The sequence below is a fragment of the Acanthopleuribacter pedis genome (assembly GCF_017377855.1).
GTDB lineage: Bacteria > Acidobacteriota > Holophagae > Acanthopleuribacterales > Acanthopleuribacteraceae > Acanthopleuribacter > Acanthopleuribacter pedis.
Genome location: NZ_JAFREP010000018.1, coordinates 216,736 through 237,781, shown reverse-complemented (window position 1 = coordinate 237,781; position 21,046 = coordinate 216,736). Strand labels below are relative to the sequence as shown.

Here is a 21,046-nt window from a genome sequence, read left to right as displayed (position 1 = left end):
GGCGGCGTGTGAGGCGCTTTCTAACCCGCGGTTCTCTCCAGGGTTTCAGGAGGTTTTGAGGGAGGTGGACGAAAGGGGGCGACGTGAAGGGACCCAATGAGAGAAAAAAGGGGTTGGCGCTTCATTTTCCCGCCGCACCGTTGTGATGCGGCGGGGTTTTTGGTTCGAGATCGCCTGCGACGGATTGCGCGATTTCAAGAGCGCCTTGTGATGGGTCGGGTTCCGCCAAGGACAAGGCACCCCAGTCTTGGTTGGTGATGCCCAAGCGTTTGCGAATGGTTTTGAGTGCTTTGTCATAACCTTTGGCCGAGCCTCTTGGCACCATGTTGCGGGCGTCGCGCAGGGCATCCCATGCGGCTCGGTCGCCATAGCGGGCCAGGTAGACCGTGGCTCGGTTGAAATCGCCGCGGGCGCCGACCTTTAGCGTGGTGATCATCAACGTCTGGACGGCGGGATGCTTGAGTTGTTCGGCCAAGGGGACCAGGTAGGCGGCTTTGGTTTCCCGGTAGAGGGTCAGCAGGCGGTGCGCCAATGCGTCCGCTTGCGATGCCTGCAGGATAGAAAAAGCCTCGGGCGCAAAGTGCTCACCTTCCAGGGCCGCCAGACTCAGGGGGTTCCGCCGCGCGGCCGGCAGCCGTTGCAGCACCCGGAAAAAGAGGTCGGGCAATGCGTTGCCTTGTTGTTGGAAAAGGCGCGTCCGCGGTTTTTCGGTGAGATCGCCGCCGCAATCCAGATGGTACAGCCAATATTCGGGGTAGGCTGTGTTCAGGTCGGCCCCGTTGTGTTCGGGCGGCGCTTCCCGTGATGGGAAATGGTCCAAATAGGTTTTGAGGGCCTTTTGCCTGGCTTTTTCGTTGGGATTGTCGACCAGTAAAGGGATTAGGTACGGCAATCTGTTTCTCGCCGTCAATCCTTCGGCCAGCCAGTTGGCGCGGGACAGCGCTTGCAGCATGTTGTAAGTGTGTTGGTCGCCGCGGGCTTTAAGATGTTCGCCCGTGTCGTAGAGCTTGAGCTGAAGCATTCGATCAGTGATGGTCAGCCGCCTGTCACGCATCCACGCCATGACGTCTTGGTTTAACAAAACCCAGTTGCAGGTTTTGTCGTGGGCCGAGATGGTGTTGGGCTCCCCGGAATGCAAGCGATCCTGGGGCGTGACCGTGCAGGGGAATCCCGGTTGATCCGGGTCGCGTGTGATCGTCACCCAAACGCCCACATCCTCGTTTTTTTTTCCCAGTAATTCTTTTTTGACCTGGAAAACGGCGGTCATGCCGTTTTTGAGCGAGACGGCCGTGTCGGGTGTGATGCCCTGGGTGGCCAACGCTTTGAGGAGTGTCTTGGTCTTGCTTTTGGTAGACAGGATCGGAATGGCAACAATGAGCCCGAACAAACCGATGACCTGCAGAAGGCCTACGACGGTTTCCCAGTCAATTTCCATGGGGCAACTCCTCGTGGGCGGGTTTCTTTGTTGGCAGATGCGCTTGGGTTGATGCGGGGCTCAGTGCGCCTTCGGATGCATCGGGTAGATCAAGGGCGCCTTGAAGGGGGTCGCGCTCCACCAGCGACACCGCGCCCGCGTGTTCGCCGGAGACGCCCAAGCGCAAGCGCAGGCGGTCGACGGCTTGGTCGTAGCTAGCGCGGGTGCCGAGCGGCGCGCGTTTGCGGCCGTTGATCAGTGGGGCCAGCGTTTCTTCATAACCGTGGTTGCCCACGTAGCGGGCCGCTTCCAGAACCAGTGACTTCGATCCGTTTGCGATGATTTCCAACATGTAGCTCACCAAGCTGGGGGCGTAGATTTTGTGCATGTAGTGGAATAGGTGAATATCGGCGTGGCGCCGGTGGGCGGCGATCAGGCCGGTTGCCAAACGGTGGTCGTCGATGCCGGTAAGGTGCGCGGCGACTTTGGCAGCGAGGGCGGGGGAGGCCAGGGCTTCCATGCCAAAGGTCAGCCGGCGGGTTTTGGGCATGCGGCTCAGGACCGATAAGACCAAGTCTGGAAGGTGCTTGTCCTTGGATTCAAAAAGTTTGGCTTTGACCATCGCGGGCAGGTTGCCGCCGCTGTCCAACACCAACAGCCAGTATTCCAGCGAGTTCGTATGGTCGAGATGGTCGCTGTTCGGCGGGGGTTGGTCGCGGGGGTCGCGGTATTTGAGCCACGATGCCAGTGCCTTGCGGCGCACGCCCGCGTGGGGCTCGCGTGCCAGCAAAACCGCCAGGTCCTCGGCAGGATCGGGTTTGAGCAGGTTTTCCGCGAAACCTTTGGCGCGTTGCACCGATTGTTCGAGTTGCGCGGGAAGATCCATAATCCGGCGCCATTGATTGCCGTGGCTGTCGAAGATTTTGACTTTCATGATCCGGCCGCCGATTTCAACCGAGGAATGTGCGAACCACTTGCGGGTGGGGTGATCCATTTGGGCCCAAAAGGCGCCTTGGTCGCCGAAGACCTTGGTGGTGCGGACCAAGGTTTTAAAAACCTCGCCTTTTTTCTCGAAAAGGTCCGGTTGAACGGGGGCCGTGCTGACCGGCTTGGTTTGGCAGGGGAACAGCGGCATCTGTGCGTCGACTTCAATGTCGAGCCAGACTTCCCAACCCCAGCCTTCGAAGAAAGGCCGGCGAAGGCGGCGCAGGCGCGCGGTCATGTGGTCGCCGAGGGCAAAAGGGGTATCCTCGGTGCTGCCTTTGCGCGCGAGAAAGGTTCGTATTTTGTTTTTGATCATGTGTTGCATAAAAGCCACATAGCACCCGTTTCCGAGTAAGGTTGCCGCGATGGCGGTGATGGGAACGATCGGCCCTGAAAAATCCATAGGTCAAACTCGCTTCATGTCTCTCCTTTTATCGGGTGCAAAAACCATCGTTGAAGGGTCGTTTTTCTTTGGTTTATTTTATCCTTTTTCCTGAAGTTGAGGGCGGCCTTATTTGGACGCCCGCGTCGGGGTCGAGGCAGCGTTCGCCGCCGGGGGGTCGGGATCATGGGGATGGTTCTTTAATTGCCGCGGCGCCTCCGGGCGAAAAAGTGGGTGAAACAGCGGTCGATCCGCCGCCATTTGTGGCTTCCCGGGGCGGAAAGAACCGTCCTGAAGACCAAGTACTGCCGACAAAAAAACTACGTAAAAAACCAGTCTGAATGTAAAGAGTTGGAAATTTATTTGCTTATGTGTGGCTTTTGTCTAGGTGCGGCAGAGCTTCTTGTGCTAGGCTTCGGGCTTTTGCGTCTGTCTGTTTGACAAAAGGATTGTTATGTTAGCTTCTCTGAAAAAATCTTGGTTCCACAACACGCGCGGCGATTTAATGGCCGGCACCGTCGTTGCCTTGGCCCTCATCCCCGAGGCCATCGCTTTTTCCGTTATCGCCGGGGTCGATCCCAAGGTCGGGCTCTATGCCGCTTTTTGTATCGCCGTGGTGACCGCCTTCGCCGGCGGCCGGCCCGGGATGATTTCCGCCGCGACCGGCGCCATGGCCCTGCTCATGGTTGACCTGGTCAAAGACCACGGCCTGCAATACCTACTGGCCGCTACCGTGCTCACCGGCGTCCTGCAACTCTTTGCCGCCTGGCTCAAGCTCGGTTCCCTGATGCGTTTTGTGTCTCGGTCCGTCATAACCGGTTTTGTCAACGCCCTCGCCATCCTTATTTTTATGGCCCAGCTCCCCGAATTTCACGGGGCCGGTTTGCCCGTTTACCTTATGGTCGGCGCCGGCTTGGCCATCATCTACGGGTTCCCCTACCTCACCAAAGCCGTTCCTTCGCCGCTGATAACCATCGTGGTAATGACCCTCATCGCCGTGGCTTTTAACCTGAACGTGCGCACGGTCGGTGATCTCGGCGCCTTGCCCGACGCTTTGCCGATCTTCCTGCTACCCACGGTGCCACTCACCTGGCAAACGCTGCAAATCATTTTCCCTTACGCCGCTTCCTTGGCCGTGGTCGGTTTGCTTGAGTCTTTGATGACCGCGACCATCGTCGACGACATGACCGACACCCCCAGCGACAAGAACCGCGAGTGTTTCGGCCAAGGCGTCGCCAATATCTTCGCCGGCTTTTTGGGCGGCATGGCCGGTTGCGCCATGATCGGCCAGTCCGTTATTAACGTGAAATCCGGCGGTCGCGGTCGCTTGTCCTCGCTGTTTGCCGGCTTGTTCCTGCTGGTTTTGGTGGTGTTCCTCGGCGATTTCGTCGCGCTGATCCCCATGCCCGCCCTGGTTGCCGTCATGATTATGGTTTCCATCGGCACCTTTAACTGGGATTCCATCCGCAACCTGCGCCACCATCCCACCAGCAGCAGCGCCGTCATGCTGACCACCGTGCTGGTCGTGATTGCCACCCACAACTTGGCTTACGGCGTGTTTATCGGCGTGTTGATGGCCGCCGTGTTCTTCGCCCACAAGGTGGCCCAATTCAAAAACGTGACCTCGACCATCTGTGGTGACGGAAAGGTGCGCACCTACACCGTTTACGGCCAGGTGTTTTTCGCCTCGGCAGACAAGTTCGCCGATTCTTTTGATTTTCAAGAGCCCGTCGATCAGGTCGTGATCAACCTCAATCACGCGCACTTCTGGGACATTACCGCCGTCGGCGCGCTCGACAAAGTCGTGTTGAAGTACCGCCGTGCCGGGGTTCCTGTTGAACTGAACGGGTTAACCGAGGCCAGTGCCACCATCATCGACAAGTTCTCCATTCTTGACGAGACCGATAAACTCGACCAACTGCCCTCTCACTAAGCGGGTTTTTGGATAAAGGTCGCGATTTGCGGCTGATTGGCGCGCCACATGCCCTGACGGGGGCCCGTGGCGCGTTCTTGCGTTAGGCCGACCGCGTCGCCGTGTTTGGCGAAATTTTCTGCCGCCTTGCGTTTATCCAGGGTACCTGAGGATTCCAAACGGTTTCCCCACAAACGGTGGGGCCACCGTTCGGATCGGCGCCGTTCGCATATTGATTGGCACCATCTGCTATGTTTTTGGCATGTTCTGCCGACTATCTTTTAGAGCAGCATCACAGTTGGGGGAGGGAACCCATGGTGGAACAAGCAGGGAAGAAGGTTGTCCTGGTAACCGGGGCCTCGGCCGGAATCGGCCAAGCGATTGTCCTAAAAATGCGCTCGGAAGGCTGGATCGTTTACGGTGCCGCGCGGCGGGTCAACAAAATGGATGAATTGGTTGCGGCGGGTGCCAAAGCCGTGTTCATCGATGTGACCGACGACGCGAGCATGGCCGCCGCGGTGGAAACCATTTTGGCTGCCGAAGGGCGTCTGGACGCCTTGGTGAACAACGCAGGCTACGGTTCCTACGGTGCCTTGGAGGATGTGCCTATCGACGAGGCGCGCCGTCAGTTTGAGGTGAATGTGTTTGGCTTAATGCGTTTGACACAATTGGTGCTGCCGGCGATGCGCGCCGCCGGGAGCGGCACCATCATGAATATCAGTTCCATGGGCGGCCGTATTTGGATGCCGATTGGTGGTTGGTACCACGCCACCAAACACGCGCTTGAGGTCTTGTCAGACGCCTTACGCGTCGAGGTGCAGCCCTTCGGGGTTAAGGTGGTGGTGATTCAACCGGGCGCCATTCAAAGCGAGTGGTCCGATATTTCCGCCGACAACCTCGACACCACCACCAAAAACTCCGTCTACCGTTTCCTTACCGAACCCATGTCACGCATCTTGCGCGGTTATGCTTCCGCCAAACCGCCCGGTGTGATTGCCGACACGGTTGCCGTTGCCCTTGCCGCCAAAAACCCGCGCCGCCGTTACCGGGCGCCTTTTGATGCCAAACTCTACGTGCGGCTGCACTGGTTGTTCCCCGATTGGTTGTGGGAGCGGGTGTTACGTTCGTCGATGGGGTGGACCACCAAATCCGTGACCGGAAGCGGTCAGGTCTAGAGAGCGACCATGACCGCGAGCAACTACACCATCAATCCCGGTTGGCGTTTGATCCTCCAAGACCTCGGCGTGCATCCCGGCGAAGTTTTGCGCCGCGCCGGTTTGCCCGAGGATCTTTTTGCGCGGGAGCGGGCCCAAATCGATACCCCGAGTTATTTCCGCTTGTGGACCGCGTTGGACGAAGCCCTGCAAGATCCCCGGTTGCCCCTGCGCATCGGCGCGGCGATTTCGGTCGAGGCCTTTGACCCGCCCATTTTTGCCGCGCTCTGTTCCCGCGACCTGAACCTGGCCTTGGCGCGGATCGCCCGCTACAAGAAACTGGTGTGTCCCATGGAACTGAAGGTAACCCAAACCGATCACAGCACCCGCTTGGGTTTTGTGTGGTTGGATCGCTCCGTTTCGCCGCCGCCGTCGTTGATCTTTGCCGAGGTTGTGTTTTTCGTACAACTGGCGCGCATCGCCACCCGGCATCGCGTGGAACCCATCGCGGTGACCGTGCCCACCGCTGTAACCAACCGCGAGGCCTATGGGGCCTTCCTCGGGGTCATGCCGGTGCGGGGCGATACGCTGGAAGTGGTGTTTTCCGCCCGTGACGCCGCGCGCCCTTTCCTGACTGCCAATGAGATGATGTGGCAAACCTTTGAGCCCGCCTTGCGGCAACGGCGGGCGGACTTGGACCAAACCGCGGCCATGGTTGACCGGGTGCGCGGTGCCTTGCTCGAACTCTTGCCCAGCGGCCAGGTTTCGATGGGGGCCGTTTGTGATAAGTTAGCCGTCAGCCGGCGCACCTTGCAGCGTAAATTGGCCGGTGAAGGTGTTAACTTCCAGCTCGTCCTCAACAAAACACGCGAGTCTTTGGCGCGACACTACCTAACCCAAGAGCAAATGACCGGTGCTGAAATCTCGTTCCTGCTGGGTTATGACGACCCCAATTCCTTTTTCCGGGCCTTCCAAAGCTGGACCGGAACCACCCCCGCCCGCATACGCGCGGGAACCGCTTAAGATACGCGCGGGGACCGCTTAAGATACGCGTGGGAACCGCTTGCGCGGCCGACGTTCAAGATCATGGAGGCGCTTTGCCACAGACATTCCCCGATACCGCGCGACCGTGGCGCCAAACCGGCCGGCTCCGCGTGATGACCTTGAACATCTGGTTCGGCTGGTTCGAACAAGAGCGACGCACATCCGCGCTGATCGACGTCCTCGCAACGCTTTCGCCCGACTTTGTCGCCCTGCAGGAAATGACCGTTCCGGTTCTGAGGCAACTGGCGGGAGATTCCCGCTTGGCCGATTACTGGTTCAGTGATCGCGACGGGCGCACCTTCGATTCCTACGGCGTGGTGCTTCTGGCCCGACGGGCGCCCGACGTTTTTTCGATCCATCCCTTTACCAGCGCCATGAACCGGTCTTTGGTCGAGGGGGTTTGGTCTCTTCCCGGCGGGGATTTACAGGTGGGCGCGGTTCACCTCGAAAGCAAACAGGTCATGCGGGATTACCGTCTGCGCCAGTTGCGCGAACTGGAAAAACCGATGAATCGCGGTGATTGGTCGCTGCTGATGGGGGATTTTAATTTCTGTCACAGCTTTCCCGAAAACGACGTCCTGCCCGAGGGTTTTCACGATCTGTGGCCACTTCTCAATCCCGGCGATCCGGGCTGGACCGTGGATACAGACATCAACAAAATGCGTTTGGCCGATAAGGGTAAGGAGAAACAGGTGCGTTTCGACCGTATTCTCTTGGCACCGCGCAAGCCCGGTTTGCGGCCGGAAAGCATGCAACTGGTGGGGAATCAAGCGCTGGAGCCGGGTGTGCTCCTTTCTGATCACTTTGGGCTCTGTCTCGATTGTGTTTTAGAAGAAGCGGAACTCTTGGGCCGCGATGGCGCGAATCCCTGACCCGAACCGCGCCTTTCCGCTAAAATAAGCCCGCGCCACGCTGCTTTTTGCAGGGAGTGCGTGTTTATCGCCCGCGCGGCCGGAGGCAGGTTTTTTGAAGAAGCAGGTTCAGTTCACCCATGCCAACGGGTTTCCCGCCAAAACCTACAGCTATTTATTTGAACAGTTCGACGATGTCGCTTTCCATTACGTCAATTGCATGGGGCATGGTGACTTCCCCATTGAGGGCGACCTCAACCATTTTGCCGACGAGTTGATTCATACCCTGGAGCAACGCGGTGGGGGGCCGGTCTATGGGGTCGGGCATTCTTCCGGCGCCGTTGCCACCCTGTTCGCCGCGGTTCGCCGACCGGATCTCTTCAAGCGGGTGATTCTGTTGGACCCCGTGTTATTCAGCACCTTCAAAAGAAACGGGATTCGTTTGATGCAGTTGGTTGGGCGCGGTGACGACATCGGTCCCACCCGAAAGGCGATGACACGACGGACCGAATTTGACGACCGCGACCAAGCTAGAGATTATTTTCGCCGCAAGGCCTTTTTCCGTCAGTTCCATCCCCGTTGCTTCGACGATTACCTGAGCCACGGTTTGAAGCCCCACGACGCGGGCTTGACCCTAACCTTTTCGGCTGAAACCGAGGTTGCGGTGTTTCGTTCGGTTCCCCTAAGCATGCCGCGTGGTATGCGTAAGGTGATCCTACCCGCCTTTCCTGATACACCGACCGCATCGGTGCCCGATGATCAGGTCGAGGTCGCGCTCATTTACGGACGAACCAGTGATGTGTTGTGGCCTTCGGATATTCGTTGGCTTCAATGGGTTTATCCCCGAATGAATCGGGTGCCTTTCGAGGGCGGTCATTTGTTTCCCTTTGAGCAGCCAGACGAAACCGTGGCTTTGTTACGACGTTTTTTAGTGTAAAGAAGGGCGCTTGCGCGTCTCTTCGACGGGGGCGAGACGTGAATTTGTTCCTCCTGCCCCGTTTTCCAGAAATGATGAAAACCGCCGTGAATGTGTTTTTCGAGAAATGTGGTGTCTGCGATTGTAATTTGCCTCGCGAAGGTGTATTTTCTTTAGTACTTTCCTCGATCACAAAGCTGAGTTGGTCCCACATTCCGCTTAGCTCGTTTCTCGATCTATTCCTCCTTGCTTCTCGTTTCGAGCACCGCCCCTGTGACCGCTCTGCCAACTGGAATAGTGCGTTATGACCAATGTATTGTTCATTTGTAGCAGCAATCAATGGCGCAGTTCCACCGCGGAAACGCTGTGGCAACAACGCGCCGGCCTCAAAGTGCGTTCCGCCGGTACCGACCGGGACGCGCGTCACCCTGTTTCCGTTAACGACATACAATGGGCTGATGTGATTTTGGTGATGGAGGCCAAACACAAAAGTCGATTGTGTGATGATTTCGACGGCTTGCTTCGCGGCAAGCGTATTTCCGTGTTGGGCGTCCCGCGGGATTACCGTTACATGGACCCCGAGCTGGTAGCTATTCTCGAAAATTCGGTCTCCTCGGCCTTGGCTCTTTAGGTCGGCGGAGCATCCCTCTCTCAATCTAGCCACAAACGAAGAAAGGTTTGTATGCGGGCGTTTCGCCCACGTGCAAACCTTTCCTATTTAGGAAGTTGGGGATTGGTTCCTTCCGGTTTTTCCTGGGGTAGGAAAAGCATTTCTCAGGATATTCGGAACCAAGGATGCGGATGGGCTTGGTTGCCCTTTGCGGCCGTACCCGACGCGGATGGAGCCGTAGTTACAACATGGTTCAAAAAAGAAGCTGCCCAACACAGCCTTTAGGTAAAAGGCGGGCTTACCGGTCGTAGCTATTGGTAATTGGGCTATTGGGTTCTGCCCGCAAAAGCGCGATGCTCGCCGCGCAAGACACGGATCACCAGTTGTTTCACCTCGTCGTAATCCGGTTCCTTGCCGTAAAAGGTTTCATAGGTTTGGCGGCGGCCGTCCGGCCAGGTGCTGTCCAAGTGGTAAAGGCGGTCGTCTCCTTTGATTTGCCCGGATTCCTGGGCGATGCTGTTGAGCAGGGCATAGCTCCCCAGGGAGATCTCTTGGACGATTTCACGCATGTCCTCGGCATACACCCGGAAAACGTATTTTTTGGCTTCCTCGCCTTTTAATTCGAAGTTCTCGAGACCGACGATGTGGCGGTCGCCCTCATCGAACTGGGTTGCCACAAAAAAGCCGAGTTTGACCAGTTTCGGATCCTCGCCGCGGCGCCATAGGCGGTAGATTTTGCGGCGGTATTGTTCGCGTCGTCGGTTGTTGCCCAGTTCGTCATGGATCTGGACCATTTTGGAGAGGGTGGTGCCGTCCTTGGGCGCCAGCTTGACCAGTTTGTCGAATCGGTTTAAGGCCGCGCCGTGTTCGCCGAGAATTTGGTGGAGTTGGCCCGCGTTGTACAAGGCGTTTTGATTTTTTGGGTACAGCAGCAACAGGCCGCTAAAGCGTTCAAGGGCCATGCGGGGTCTGCCAAGGCGCGACAAAGCCACGCCGGTTTGGAACATGGCCGATTCAGAATCCGGGGACAGGCGGAGCGCTTGATCATAGGCTTTGAGTGCTTGTTCGTATTCGCCGATGAAATTGTTGGCACGGCCCAACTCTTCAAAATAGACGGGGTTGGCGGGCTCGAGTTGGGTAGCCCGTGTAAAACTAGCCACCGCTTCCTGATGACTGCCCCCGTAGATTTGTGCCATGCCGCGGTAGAAAAAGGCCTCGTGGTTGTTGGGATCCATTTGACACAGCTTGTCAAAGGCGTCCGCGGCGTGGACATCTTGGCCCAAATAGAAGTGGGCCTTTGCTTTGAGGAGCCAGGCCCGTTTGTGGTCCGGCTGCTTTTCGATGAGTTTGTTAAGTTTTTGCTGTGCCTCGGTGAACAAGCGGTCCGCGACCGCCTCTGAACCTTGGGCTTGGGCTTGTTGGGCACGCGTAAACAAATCATAGGATTGGTCGTACAGCGGCTTTCCATAACCGAAGGTGAGCAGCAGAATACAAATCACCATCCCTTATCTCCTCGATCCATGGTGTTGATAGGTTACGGTTTGGCCGCGGTACCCGGTGGGTCGGCACATTGAGCTAGGGATGGGCTCGGTGAAGCGCGAATCCAGACGATTGTTAAGGTTTTATGAACCTATCGAATCCAGTTCGCCGCATCTTTAATTTTCCTGGAGAAATGCGGTCCCGCTCACACCCGGGTCGGGACATAAAAAAAGCCGGCGAAGGTGCCGGCCTTTTTTAAACGTATGGGTGTACGCGGTTTAGTCTTTGTTAATTGAATGGCTGACGTCCATGTTTTGGGAAATCAGCTTACAGATCCAACAGCCTTCATCGGGGCTGCGCAACCAACTCATGAGCGTGACGCGGCGGCCTTTTTTAAGGACGGCCTGAATGCGAATGTTCTCGCGGAAGATGGGATGTTGGTTACATTCCAAGCGCTCAATTTCGCAAGCGTAGAGGAACCGGCTGAACCATGGAAAGGGACGATGGCGAATGGAAAGAATGCCACAGCCGACCAGAGCGGCGGTTCGGTTAAAACGCAGGGCGGGCGCCGTGTATGCGGCGGCCAAACCGATCATTGCAAAAACGGGTTGTAAGGTGGAACTTACCCAAAAGACCGCGACCGCGGAGGCGAGGGCAATCAACGCGGCGGTAAAGGGGAGGGCCGGGTTGAGTGACCATTGGTAACGAAGAATGAGTTCGTTGGGTTTGTGTTCCACTTTGAGGGTGCGGACGGCACCTTCAAGCGCCAAAGGCGTTGGTTGAAATTCTGAGTGGGTTGGTTGTGCTGAAACGGGTAGGTTTGCATCAAGAAGCCGTGACAAAAGAAACCTCCGAGGAAGGACCAATAGCATTGAAGGACTATTTTTATAAGCGTAAAAACCGATCACAACCGGTCACAAAAAAATCAGCTCGGCCATTTTACCATGAAGCGGGGACTCAGAGCCGAAGTAATTTCCCGATGCGAAAATCGGCGGGAGCAAGCGGGCGACGTGGCTTTTCCCAAGGGCGGTAAAGCGTTGCTGGTTTCTTTTACGGAAATATAACGCCCAGAGTTTAAAGGTGCAGGCGGAAAACTGTAAGATCCCAAAAAATAGTTTTCGGGAGAATGGATCGGGTGCGATTTCGGGAACAGGATCGTTGTTTGTAATGATCAGGATGGAAAAAGATAGGAAGCGGATGCTCCTTGGATGGGGATCCGCCCAATCCCCGGTTGGGCCTTGCCGGTGCCCGCCGCGGATGGAGCCGCCATTTCGATTTCGAAACCAAGACCGACGTTTGCCGCCGCCCGGCAAAGTCTCCCCGAGAAAACAGACTTCTGAGCCCCTGAACCGGGAACTTGCCACCCGCGCTCCAAGGCAAAATCAGCCAATAAAGAGGAGGCGCCGGCCTAATCGCCAATTATCCAAACCGCAAAGAGGCTGCACCTGGCAGGCGCACTTCGTTGCGCATCCTGAGAAATAAACGAACACCAAACCCAGCCTCATTTTGAAACCCGACCCCAAACCATCCGCGCTAGACGAGGGTTCCGAAGGGGAAGGTGAGGACGAAGCGGGTACCGGTGCCGAGGCCGTCACTTTCGGCACGGATCGAGCCGCCCAGCTCGCGCATGGTTTTGTAGCAGTAATTCAGCCCAAAACCGTGGCCGCGCTGTTTGGTGGTGAATCCATGTTGAAAGAGCTTTTCCAACTGGTCGGGTTCGACACCGTGGCCCAGGTCGCAAATCGCCAACTCCGGCTGGTGGTGGGCGTTGTGGCCCAGCTCGATTTTAATCGTGCGGTGTTGGCTTTCCGGGAGGTCGGTCATGGCCTCTATCGAGTTTTTGATCAGGTTAATCAGGATATGGGTGAGCTTGACCTTCTGCGCTTGGACGCGAATATCGCTGTGGTACAGCGTTTGTACTTCGATTCGGTGGCGCATCAGGGCCGCCATGTTGACGTTGAGGGCGTCGCTAATCACCTCGCGCAAATCGAGGTCCTCCAACTCCATGCCGTGTTTGGCATGGGTTTGCTGGGTTTTGATGACTTCTTTCATCAAACCCAAGCCTTTGCGGATCTTTTCCGCCTCGGTCACGTTCTGGTAATGCTCCTGCTGGAGCAGGTCGGCCAATCGCACCAAAAAAGGGGGCAACATGCGGCCCTTCGGATCTTTGCTGAAAAAGTCCGGGTTATCCGCGTTGGCTTCCAGCAACTCTTTGGTTTTTTCAAGGGATGTAGTTTTTGATTCCCGTAAGTTCTTAATAATGCGCCCGGTTGAGACGTTAACGCTGTTGAGCACGTTGCCGATGTTGTGCAGCACCGCCGAAGAAAATTCGGCCAATTCCCGGTTGCGATCTTCGCTTTCGCGCAATTCCTGCTCGGCCTTTTTGCGAAAAATGCTGTGGCGAATGGTGCGTGACAGCAAAGGACCGGTCAGTTCTTCCTTGGGGAGGAAATCGTCGGCGCCTCGGCCCATCGAAGCCTCGTCGATTTTTGGATCCTGGTTGCCGGTTAACATGATCATCGGCAGGCTTTTATTGGCCTGGACCGCCTTGCTAATAACGTCCAAACCCGTGCCGTCGCGCAATTGATAATCGGTTAAAACCGCCTCAAAGACCCCGGTTTGAATCGCGGAAACGGCCTCGGCCACGGTGTCGACCCATTTTATTTCGTAATCGTAGGTGCGAATTTTGGTGAGCAGCTTGCGAATAATGTAGTGGTCGTTCTCATCGTCTTCAATGAGGAGAACACGGATCAATCTTTTTTCCTGGGCCGGCGCGGTCTCTTCTTTTTCCGCGTGAATGGGTGTGCCCGTTGGTTCTATGATGTGTGGCTGCTCGCCCAAGGCTACCCCCTGAAGCCCGGCCTCGGTAAGATGACCGACCTAAACCAATACTCTCCCATATCGGACAGGGTTTTGGCCAGTGAATTAGTTTGCGCGTCTTGGTGAATCACGCTGGTGGCTCCGAGACGATAAAGCGCGGAAATTTCAGCGCGGTTAAGTCGATCCGACCAAATGATTATGGGTGTCTTTAGGGCATCAGTCGTGTCTTTGAGGGAAAAAAGTTCTTCAAAGAAAGAGGTATTGTAGGTTTGGGTGTGGACAAAGAGAAGGATTGGTGTTTTTTTGACGTCCGAGTTTGTGCTGCTCAGCAGGTTGTAGACTTGCGCTTGGCTTGTGAGCTCATCCACCGCGACGTCAAACCGGCGCGTCACATGTTCGTTGAATTGATGCCGAAACCTGTCGGTTTCACTGTAAAGGGCTGCACGGGTTGGGGGACTCAACGAAGGCTCCAATCGAGGTTAAGGTCTGATTCCTACGGCGGTAGGCTTTGGTTTGAAGGCCGTTACCTGGCACAAATTAGGCGATATGCTTCAAGCTATCACTTTCCGCCGGCGAGGTAATTAAGAAATTTTCGTTATTTCCCCGAGGGCGATGCTTTTTGGTCCGATGGGGGTTACTGGTGGCGCCGTAGGGTTACGCGAAATGTAGCGCCGATACCGATCTCGCCCGAGGCGTTGATGGTACCGCCGTGGTGGTTGACGATTTTTTTACAAATCGCCAAGCCGATCCCGCTTCCTTCGAGTTTGCCTTTCGGCACCAAGCGCTGGAACGGCAAGAAGATGCGTTCTGCATGTTGGTTATCAAAGCCCATCCCGTTGTCGGTGACCACGACCGTACATCGGCTGTCGTCGCAATGCTCCGTTTTGAGGGTGATGTGCGGCTTTTCGTCCGGGCGCCGGTATTTGAGGGCGTTGCCGATGAGATTTTGAAAGAGGCGGGTGAGCTGGGTCCCATCCCCACGCACGTTTGGCAGATCATCTGATGCCACCGTGGCCCCGGTTTCCTGGATTTGACCGTGCAGGTCGACAAGCACGTCTTCAATAATGCGATTCAGGGGTAGGGTTTCAAAAGCAGTTGGGGAATTGGCGGCTTTGGCGTAATCGAGGAGATCGTCGATCAGGGTTTGCATGCGTTTTACGGAACGATCCATGGTGTCCAGGTACTCGACACCTTCCTCGTTGAGGACCGGTTCGAAGTCCTCGCGCAGCATTTGCAGGGAAAAACGCACGCTGCGCAGCGGGGCTTTGAGATCGTGGGAGGTCATGTGGGCAAAGTCTTGTAATTCCTGGTTACTGCGTTCCAATTCGGCCAACAATTGTTTTTTGGCCTCGCGCTGTCGGTAGAGATCGAGGAAGACATTGACCTTGCCTTGCAGGATATGCGGCTCGATGGGTTTGAAGAGGTAGTCGACCGCGCCGGCTTCATAACCGCGGAACACAAAGGTTTGTTCCTTGTTTATGGCGCTGACGAAGATGATGGGAACCCCGCGGGTTTTTTCCAACCCCCGCATCAATTGGGCCGTTTCAAACCCGTCCATGCCCGGCATTTGAACGTCGAGGAGGACAAGGGCGAAATCGTGTTTGAGCATGAGTGAAAGGGCTTCGTTGCCGGAGTTGGCCCGCACGATTTCGCGGTCGGGCGCTTCTAAAATGGCTTCAAGCGATAACAGGTTTTCGGGGCGGTCGTCGACAATCAGCAGGCCGACTTTAATGGGGGATTCTTCGCGCACAATGACCTCTTAGGACAAATCATGGTAAGGGCGAATCGGCGTTTCCGCCGCCGGGCCGTTTTCGATTTTGCGGTAAATCTTGTCCTTGGGAGCGACATCGGCGAAGGCATCCGAATAACGTGAGTAGCGAATGCTCTCCTTGGCGCCCAGACACAAGAAGCCATCGTCGGCCAGACTCTCGTAAAAAAGTTTGAAGACGCGGTTCTGCAAATCTTTATTGAAATATATCAACACATTCCGGCAGAAGATCAAATTCATTTCACCAAAAACGCCGTCACTGGCCAAATTGTGATCTGCAAAAACCACATTTTTTTTGAGTGAGCTTTTGAAAATGGCGTGCTCGTACTTGGCGGTAAAGTAATCGGAGAAACTCGCCAAGCCACCTGCTTTTTGATAGTTAGCCGTGTACTCCCGCGCGTGTTCGAGGGGGAAAATGCCGTCGCGTGCCTTCTGCAATACCGTTTCGTCGAAGTCGGTGGCGTAAATGCGTGCTTTTTCGCTCAAGCCCTCTTCCTCAAGAATGATTGCCATGGAGTAGACTTCCATGCCGGTGGAACACCCCGCGTGCCACAGCTTGAAGAAGGGGAGTTCACGAAGAATGGGGATGACATATTTTCGGATGGAAGCGTAAAAGCCGGGGTCGCGGAACATTTCCGTGACATTGATCGAAAGCCCGGCCAGGAGGTGTTTGAACAGCGAGGCGTCATAAAGTACCCGGTGTTGCAACATGGAAATGGATTCGATGCGGGTTTCTTTGAGAAAGGCCATGACGCGGCGTTTAATCGAGGCCTCGGCGTAATTGCGAAAATCGTAACCGTATTTGTGGAAGATGGCTTCTTTGAGCAAGCGCAGCTCAATCCGTTCGTTTTCGGTGTGGCGCATGATCAGTCCCCCAACCCGAACTAGTACAACCAAACCCGCATGAGGCTCAGTAGTTTGACGGTATCCACCGGTTTGGACATGTAGTCGTTGGCGCCGGCGTCGATACATTTGTGGCGATCACCTTTCATGGCCTTGGCGGTTAAGGCGATGACCGGGAGGTTGCGGAATTTGGGGTTTTGGCGGATGGCGCGGGTTGCCTCGTAACCATTCATTTCGGGCATCATGATGTCCATCAGGACCAGGTCGATATCGGGGTGTTTTTCAAGCTGTTCCAAGCCTTCTCGGCCGTTGACGGCGACCAGAATGGTCATGCCTTTTTCTTCCAACACGCTGCTCAGCGCGAACACATTGCGCATGTCGTCGTCGACCACCAGAATCTTTTTATCGCGGAAAATGTTCTCTTTATCGTGGACCAAGTGGAGCAAGCGTTTCTGCTCGCCACCCAATTCGGCTTCCACGCGGTGCAGGAACAAAATGGTTTCGTCCAGCAGGCGTTCGGCCGAGTTGGCGGTTTTGATGATGACGCTTTCCGCGTATTTGTCGAGTTGGACCTTTTCGCTTTCGGTCAAATCACGGCCGGTGTAAATGATGATCGGTAAGTGGGGAATTTGACTGTCGTTGCGAATTTCTGAGAGTAAATCGTAACCGGAAATATCCGGCAGGTTGACATCTAAGACCATGCAGTCAAAATGTTGGGTTCGCAGGGCGTCAAGCGCTTTGCGCGCGGTGCCCACGCCGTGTACCTGGACATCTTTACCGCCGGTGAGCGCCTTGAGGCTGCTGCGCAATTTGGCGTCGTCTTCGACGATCAACAGGTTTTTGACGGGATGGGACAGAATGTGGCCGATGCGGTTAAAGGCTTGGTCGAGGTCGGCCATGGTTGCCGGTTTTTGCAGGAAGCCGGCGGCGCCCATTTTCATTGCCTCAAAGTTGCGGTCCGTTCCCGAGATGAAGTGAACTGGAATGTGGCGGGTTTCCGGGTTGTCCTTGAGGCGAGACATGACCGCCATCCCGTCCATGCGCGGCAAACCGATGTCGAGCAAGACGGCGTCGGGTTTGTAATAGTCGGCCATGTGGAGGCCGGCTTCGCCGTTGTTGGCCAGTAAACATTTGAAGCCGCGTTCACGGGCCAAGTTCTGCAAAGTCCATTGGAACTGACGGTCATCTTCAATAATCAGCAGGACCGCGTCGCCCCGTTGCAAGTTTTCGCGGTCGTCCGGGTAGTCGGCGCGCGGCGGTTCTTCCCGGCTTCGCACGGTCGGCGGCTCGAGGGGTGTGGCGGTGAGCGCTTTGGCTTTTTCGAGCAGCGCCCGTTTTTGGACTTTGTTGTCCGGTGCCGGGTCGGCCTCGTCACGGGGCGGGTCCTCGACTTTGCTGGAGACAAAGGCGTCGGGCTGATCGCTTTCGCCGGCGCTGTAGGTGATGGGTAGGTTCAGCGTAAAGGAACTGCCGCGGCCTTCCTCGCTGTCGAGCTGGATTTCGCCCTGGAGCAGCTTGGCCAGCTCTCGCGAAATCGAAAGCCCCAGGCCGGTGCCGCCGAACTGGCGGCTGGTGGTTCCGTCGGCCTGTTGGAAGGCTTCAAAAATCAAGCGGCGCTTTTCCTCGGGGATGCCCATCCCGGTATCTTCAACGGTAAAAGCCAGGGCGGGGGCGCCCTGGTGGGTGACCGCGCTAACGCTGAGATGAACATGGCCTTGATCGGTGAATTTAAGCGCGTTGGAGAGGAGGTTCCGCAAAATTTGTTCGCAGCGGTGGGGATCGCTGGTGAAGGTCTCAGGCACCTTGTCCCCGATGTTGATGGCGAAACCCAAACTTTTTTCGTCCGCGATGGGCTGGAATTTGAGACCCAGATCCTTCAAAAACGGCCTGATTTGAATCTCGGTTGGTACCAACTCCATTTTGCCCGCTTCGATTTTTGAGAGGTCGAGAATTTCGTTGATCAGCGCCAATAAATCGCTGCCGGACTGGTAGATGGTTTTGGCGTATTCAACCTGCTTTTCGGTCAAATTACCTTTTTGGTTTTTCTCAAGTAACTGAGACAAAATGAGCATGCTGTTGAGCGGGGTGCGCAATTCGTGGGACATATTGGCCAGGAATTCCGACTTGTATTTACTCGTTAAGGTCAGGTCGCGGGCTTTCTCCGCCAACTCGCGGCGCGCCCGTTCCAGTTCTTGGTTTTTCAGTTTCACCTCGTCGCGTTGCCGTTCCAAGGCCTCGGAGCGCTCTTCCAGCTCCTCGTTAATCTGCTGGAGCTCTTCTTGCTGCGCCTGTAAACGGGCTTGGGATTCACGCAAGGCGCGCGTTTGATCTTCCAGTTCCTCGTTGGTTGAACGCAGTTCCTCCTGTTGGGTCTGTAGTCTGGCCTCGGATTCCAACAACGCCTTGGTTTGTTCTTCCAGCTCGGTATTGGCCAGTTTGAGGTCTTCCTGCTGCTTTTGGAGCGCGTCGGCCTGCTCCTGGGTTTGTGTCAGCAACTGCGACATGCGCGAGCGGGCCTGTGCGGTGTTGACGGCGATGCCGACGAAGTCGCGAAATTTCTCCAACAAGTAAATCTGATCGTCGTTAAAGACCTCGAAGCTGCCGAGTTCCAATACACCGACCACCTTTTCCTCGTAGAGGAAGGGGACGGCCAGAATCGCCCGCGGCGTGGCTTCGCCCAGCCCGGAGAAAATAGCCACGTAATCGTCGGGAACGTTGGTCACCAAGATGCTTTCGCCTTCCAGGGCGGCCTGCCCGACAAGCCCGTGGCCCAGTTGGAACTCGTTAGAAACGCCCTTGCGTTTGCGATACGCGAAACTGCTGATGAGGCGCAACACGTTTTTTTGGTCCAGCACGTAAAAGGCGCCGATCATCGCGTTGAGGTAACGGCACACAAACTGGATGATCTGCTTGCCCAACTCGTTGATTTCCAAGTCACCTTGCATGGCGTTGCGCAGCTGTACCTCACCGGAGGTCAACCAATCCTGGCGTTCTTTTTGGGCTTGCAGGTTGCCGAGTTCGTTGGTCATGTTGACCAGCGCGAAACTCAGCGCGTCTTTTTCTGAACGCGGCTCAATTTCGCCGCTGTAATCGCCTTTGGCCACGGCGTTGGCCTGATCCACCACCTGACGCAGGTTTTGACCCATTTGATTGACTGCCAAACCCAAGGCATCGTGTTCGCCTTTGATCACCACCGATTTAGAAAAATCACCGATGGCGATGGCGGCACAGACGTCGGTCACCTCCTGGATCGACGCCACCACCTTCTGGAAGCTGTCGGCCAACTCGCCGATCTCGTTGTCGCTAATGTCCAGGTCAGGTTCGGGTAACATGCCGACGGCGGTTTGTTTGGCTCGTCGCGAGATGCGCCGAATCGGTGATGAGATGCGGTGGGTGATAAGAAATGAAACCAGTGCGATCAACAAGATCATGGTGCCGAGGACCACGACCGTCCCTACAAAAAGGTTGTCCAGCTCGCGCATAGCCTCGTCCTGATCGATTTCGGTGATCAAGGCCCAGTCCAAACCGAGGTCATGCAAGTACTCTATTTCACTATAAACGCCAAGCACTTCCCGACCCAGGTGGTTGACGTAAAAACCCGGGACTGTGTCCGGTAGTCGTTCGCCCTGTTGTTCCAGGGCCGCGAGTTTCTCCCGACGCAGGTTTTCTTCCTCCAGGGTGAGTTTGGCCGCCTCTTTTTCGAAAACCCAGCCGCGGGTAACGGGTGTGTCAATTTTGGCGAGGCCTTCCTCCGCGTCTGGCCCGTCATTCTCTTGTGGGGCGCGGATCTTCAAATCATTGCCGACCACAATCGTGTGCGCGCGGCGGTAGTTTCCGATTTCCCGCGAGACGATTTTGTTGATTTGGTCGATGGGGATCTGAATCGCCAAGACGCCCAATTGGTTTCCGTCGGCATCCACAATCCGTTGCGCCAAAAACATGGCGGCCTCGTTCCAAGTGGGCGTGTAGTGGGCTAGGTCCGAGCAAATCGGTAAGATGGAATTGCGCGCGTGGCGCCATGCGGTACTGAGGTTGGATTGGCTGAACGGCCCGGAGAGTAAATTGGTACCCAGATCTTCGCCCGCCATCACGGAAAAAAGAACATAACCCTGTTGGTCGATGAGGAACGCGTCGCGGTAGCCGTAGGTCTGAATAAAGTTGCGCAAATCGCTGGAGCCGTTGCGGCTGAGTTCGGCCCATTCACTGGATTGAACGAATGCCTCGGCGCTGAGGTCGTTTCCCTGAAAGCGTGTCTGCAGCACCGTCATAAAGCGAACGTTGCTCTGTAATTCGGCTTGAACGCGCAAATCGCGCGCGCGCTCGCTGAAATATTGGTGAATCGTCTCTTCTTTGAGTGTAATGTCGCGGGTCAAGGTTTGTTTGGTTTTCTCAACCAGGGTGCCTTTGGTGCTGAGCCAGAGCCAGGTTGAGGCCAATGCCAACGGGAAAAGCGCGATGACCATGAACCAAAAGAAGATCGAGCGGCCCAGTTTGGAAAAGCGGGCGTCGCGGGTTTCGGTGTTAAGGGACATCGATGGATCCTTGCTCATAGACAGCGTCCTGTTGGGCGGGGTCAAAGCCGGAAGAGGCGTTTACCGGAAATAAGGTTCGGTACGCGAGTGGCTTGCATCGGGCGGGCTACCAAACCTTTCGGTTGGTTCCGGGTAACGGATAACCTTTTTTTCGTTCCATAGATTGGCCCAATTGCGGACCGAGCACGACCTGCGTACGAAAAAACCATTGGATTGGAGGATTTGGAGCCATCTCATTCTAACTGAAGGGGATTCGCTTGTGTCGAATTTCGAGGGAAGCAATCGACGCTTCCAGACCAAAAAAGGCCTCCCGGGTAGGGGAGGCCTTTTTGGGTGT

General features: G+C 56.0%; 17 protein-coding genes. 6 read left to right on the top strand and 11 right to left on the bottom strand.

Annotated elements, in window-relative coordinates; genetic code table 11:
* Nucleotides 1-121 precede the first annotated feature (121 nt).
* Both J3U88_RS19645 and J3U88_RS19640 read right to left on the bottom strand, forming a co-directional pair.
* On the bottom strand, nt 122-1,435 hold the full coding sequence (locus J3U88_RS19645; RefSeq protein ID WP_207860651.1) for a hypothetical protein: 1,314 nt from the start codon (nt 1,433-1,435) through the stop codon (nt 122-124).
* Entirely contained in the window at nt 1,425-2,723 is a 1,299-nt protein-coding gene (locus J3U88_RS19640) for a hypothetical protein (protein WP_207860650.1), read from the bottom strand. Before J3U88_RS19640 ends, J3U88_RS19645 begins: the two co-directional genes overlap by 11 nt.
* A 511-nt stretch (nt 2,724-3,234) precedes the next feature.
* Here J3U88_RS19640 and J3U88_RS19635 point away from each other — a divergent pair.
* Nucleotides 3,235-4,713, top strand: a complete 1,479-nt coding sequence (locus tag J3U88_RS19635) for a SulP family inorganic anion transporter (protein WP_207860649.1) — start codon at nt 3,235-3,237, stop codon at nt 4,711-4,713.
* On the opposite strand, the gene J3U88_RS19630 is transcribed toward J3U88_RS19635, so the two are convergent.
* On the bottom strand, nt 4,710-4,871 hold the full coding sequence (locus tag J3U88_RS19630) for a hypothetical protein (RefSeq protein WP_207860648.1): 162 nt from the start codon (nt 4,869-4,871) through the stop codon (nt 4,710-4,712). The two genes, J3U88_RS19635 and J3U88_RS19630, sit on opposite strands and share 4 nt — an antisense overlap.
* Before the next feature lie 135 nt (nt 4,872-5,006).
* On the opposite strand from J3U88_RS19630, the gene J3U88_RS19625 reads away from it, so the two are divergent.
* The 5 genes from J3U88_RS19625 to J3U88_RS19605 all read left to right on the top strand — a co-directional run bounded on the left by J3U88_RS19625 (nt 5,007) and on the right by J3U88_RS19605 (nt 9,288).
* Nucleotides 5,007-5,867, top strand: a complete 861-nt coding sequence (locus tag J3U88_RS19625; protein ID WP_207860647.1) for an oxidoreductase — start codon at nt 5,007-5,009, stop codon at nt 5,865-5,867.
* A gap of 9 nt (nt 5,868-5,876) precedes the next feature.
* Nucleotides 5,877-6,869, top strand: a complete 993-nt coding sequence (locus tag J3U88_RS19620; protein WP_207860646.1) for an AraC family transcriptional regulator — start codon at nt 5,877-5,879, stop codon at nt 6,867-6,869.
* A 74-nt stretch (nt 6,870-6,943) separates the two neighbouring features.
* Complete coding sequence (locus J3U88_RS19615; RefSeq protein ID WP_207860645.1) at nt 6,944-7,762, top strand: endonuclease/exonuclease/phosphatase family protein; 819 nt, start codon at nt 6,944-6,946, stop codon at nt 7,760-7,762.
* A gap of 94 nt (nt 7,763-7,856) precedes the next feature.
* Nucleotides 7,857-8,678: an alpha/beta fold hydrolase gene (locus tag J3U88_RS19610; protein WP_207860644.1), complete on the top strand. Its 822-nt coding sequence runs from the start codon at nt 7,857-7,859 to the stop codon at nt 8,676-8,678.
* A gap of 283 nt (nt 8,679-8,961) precedes the next feature.
* Nucleotides 8,962-9,288, top strand: coding sequence for a low molecular weight protein tyrosine phosphatase family protein (locus J3U88_RS19605; protein WP_207860643.1), 327 nt, complete (start codon nt 8,962-8,964; stop codon nt 9,286-9,288).
* A 305-nt stretch (nt 9,289-9,593) separates the two neighbouring features.
* On the opposite strand, the gene J3U88_RS19600 is transcribed toward J3U88_RS19605, so the two are convergent.
* The 8 genes from J3U88_RS19600 to J3U88_RS19565 all read right to left on the bottom strand — a co-directional run bounded on the left by J3U88_RS19600 (nt 9,594) and on the right by J3U88_RS19565 (nt 20,727).
* Nucleotides 9,594-10,769 (bottom strand): tetratricopeptide repeat protein, encoded by a 1,176-nt coding sequence (locus J3U88_RS19600; RefSeq protein ID WP_207860642.1) that lies wholly within the window; start codon nt 10,767-10,769, stop codon nt 9,594-9,596.
* 255 nt (nt 10,770-11,024) lie between these two features.
* Entirely contained in the window at nt 11,025-11,588 is a 564-nt protein-coding gene (locus J3U88_RS19595) for a hypothetical protein (protein WP_207860641.1), read from the bottom strand.
* Nucleotides 11,589-11,660: 72 nt separating this feature from the next.
* Nucleotides 11,661-12,059 (bottom strand): hypothetical protein, encoded by a 399-nt coding sequence (locus tag J3U88_RS19590; protein WP_207860640.1) that lies wholly within the window; start codon nt 12,057-12,059, stop codon nt 11,661-11,663.
* 220 nt (nt 12,060-12,279) lie between these two features.
* Nucleotides 12,280-13,587, bottom strand: coding sequence for a hybrid sensor histidine kinase/response regulator (locus tag J3U88_RS19585; RefSeq protein ID WP_207860639.1), 1,308 nt, complete (start codon nt 13,585-13,587; stop codon nt 12,280-12,282).
* 2 nt (nt 13,588-13,589) lie between these two features.
* Nucleotides 13,590-14,027, bottom strand: coding sequence for a hypothetical protein (locus tag J3U88_RS19580; RefSeq protein ID WP_207860638.1), 438 nt, complete (start codon nt 14,025-14,027; stop codon nt 13,590-13,592).
* A 173-nt stretch (nt 14,028-14,200) separates the two neighbouring features.
* Nucleotides 14,201-15,316, bottom strand: a complete 1,116-nt coding sequence (locus tag J3U88_RS19575) for an ATP-binding protein (protein ID WP_207860637.1) — start codon at nt 15,314-15,316, stop codon at nt 14,201-14,203.
* 9 nt (nt 15,317-15,325) lie between these two features.
* Nucleotides 15,326-16,198, bottom strand: a complete 873-nt coding sequence (locus J3U88_RS19570) for a CheR family methyltransferase (RefSeq protein WP_207860636.1) — start codon at nt 16,196-16,198, stop codon at nt 15,326-15,328.
* A gap of 20 nt (nt 16,199-16,218) precedes the next feature.
* Complete coding sequence (locus J3U88_RS19565) at nt 16,219-20,727, bottom strand: response regulator (protein WP_207860635.1); 4,509 nt, start codon at nt 20,725-20,727, stop codon at nt 16,219-16,221.
* Nucleotides 20,728-21,046 lie beyond the last annotated feature (319 nt).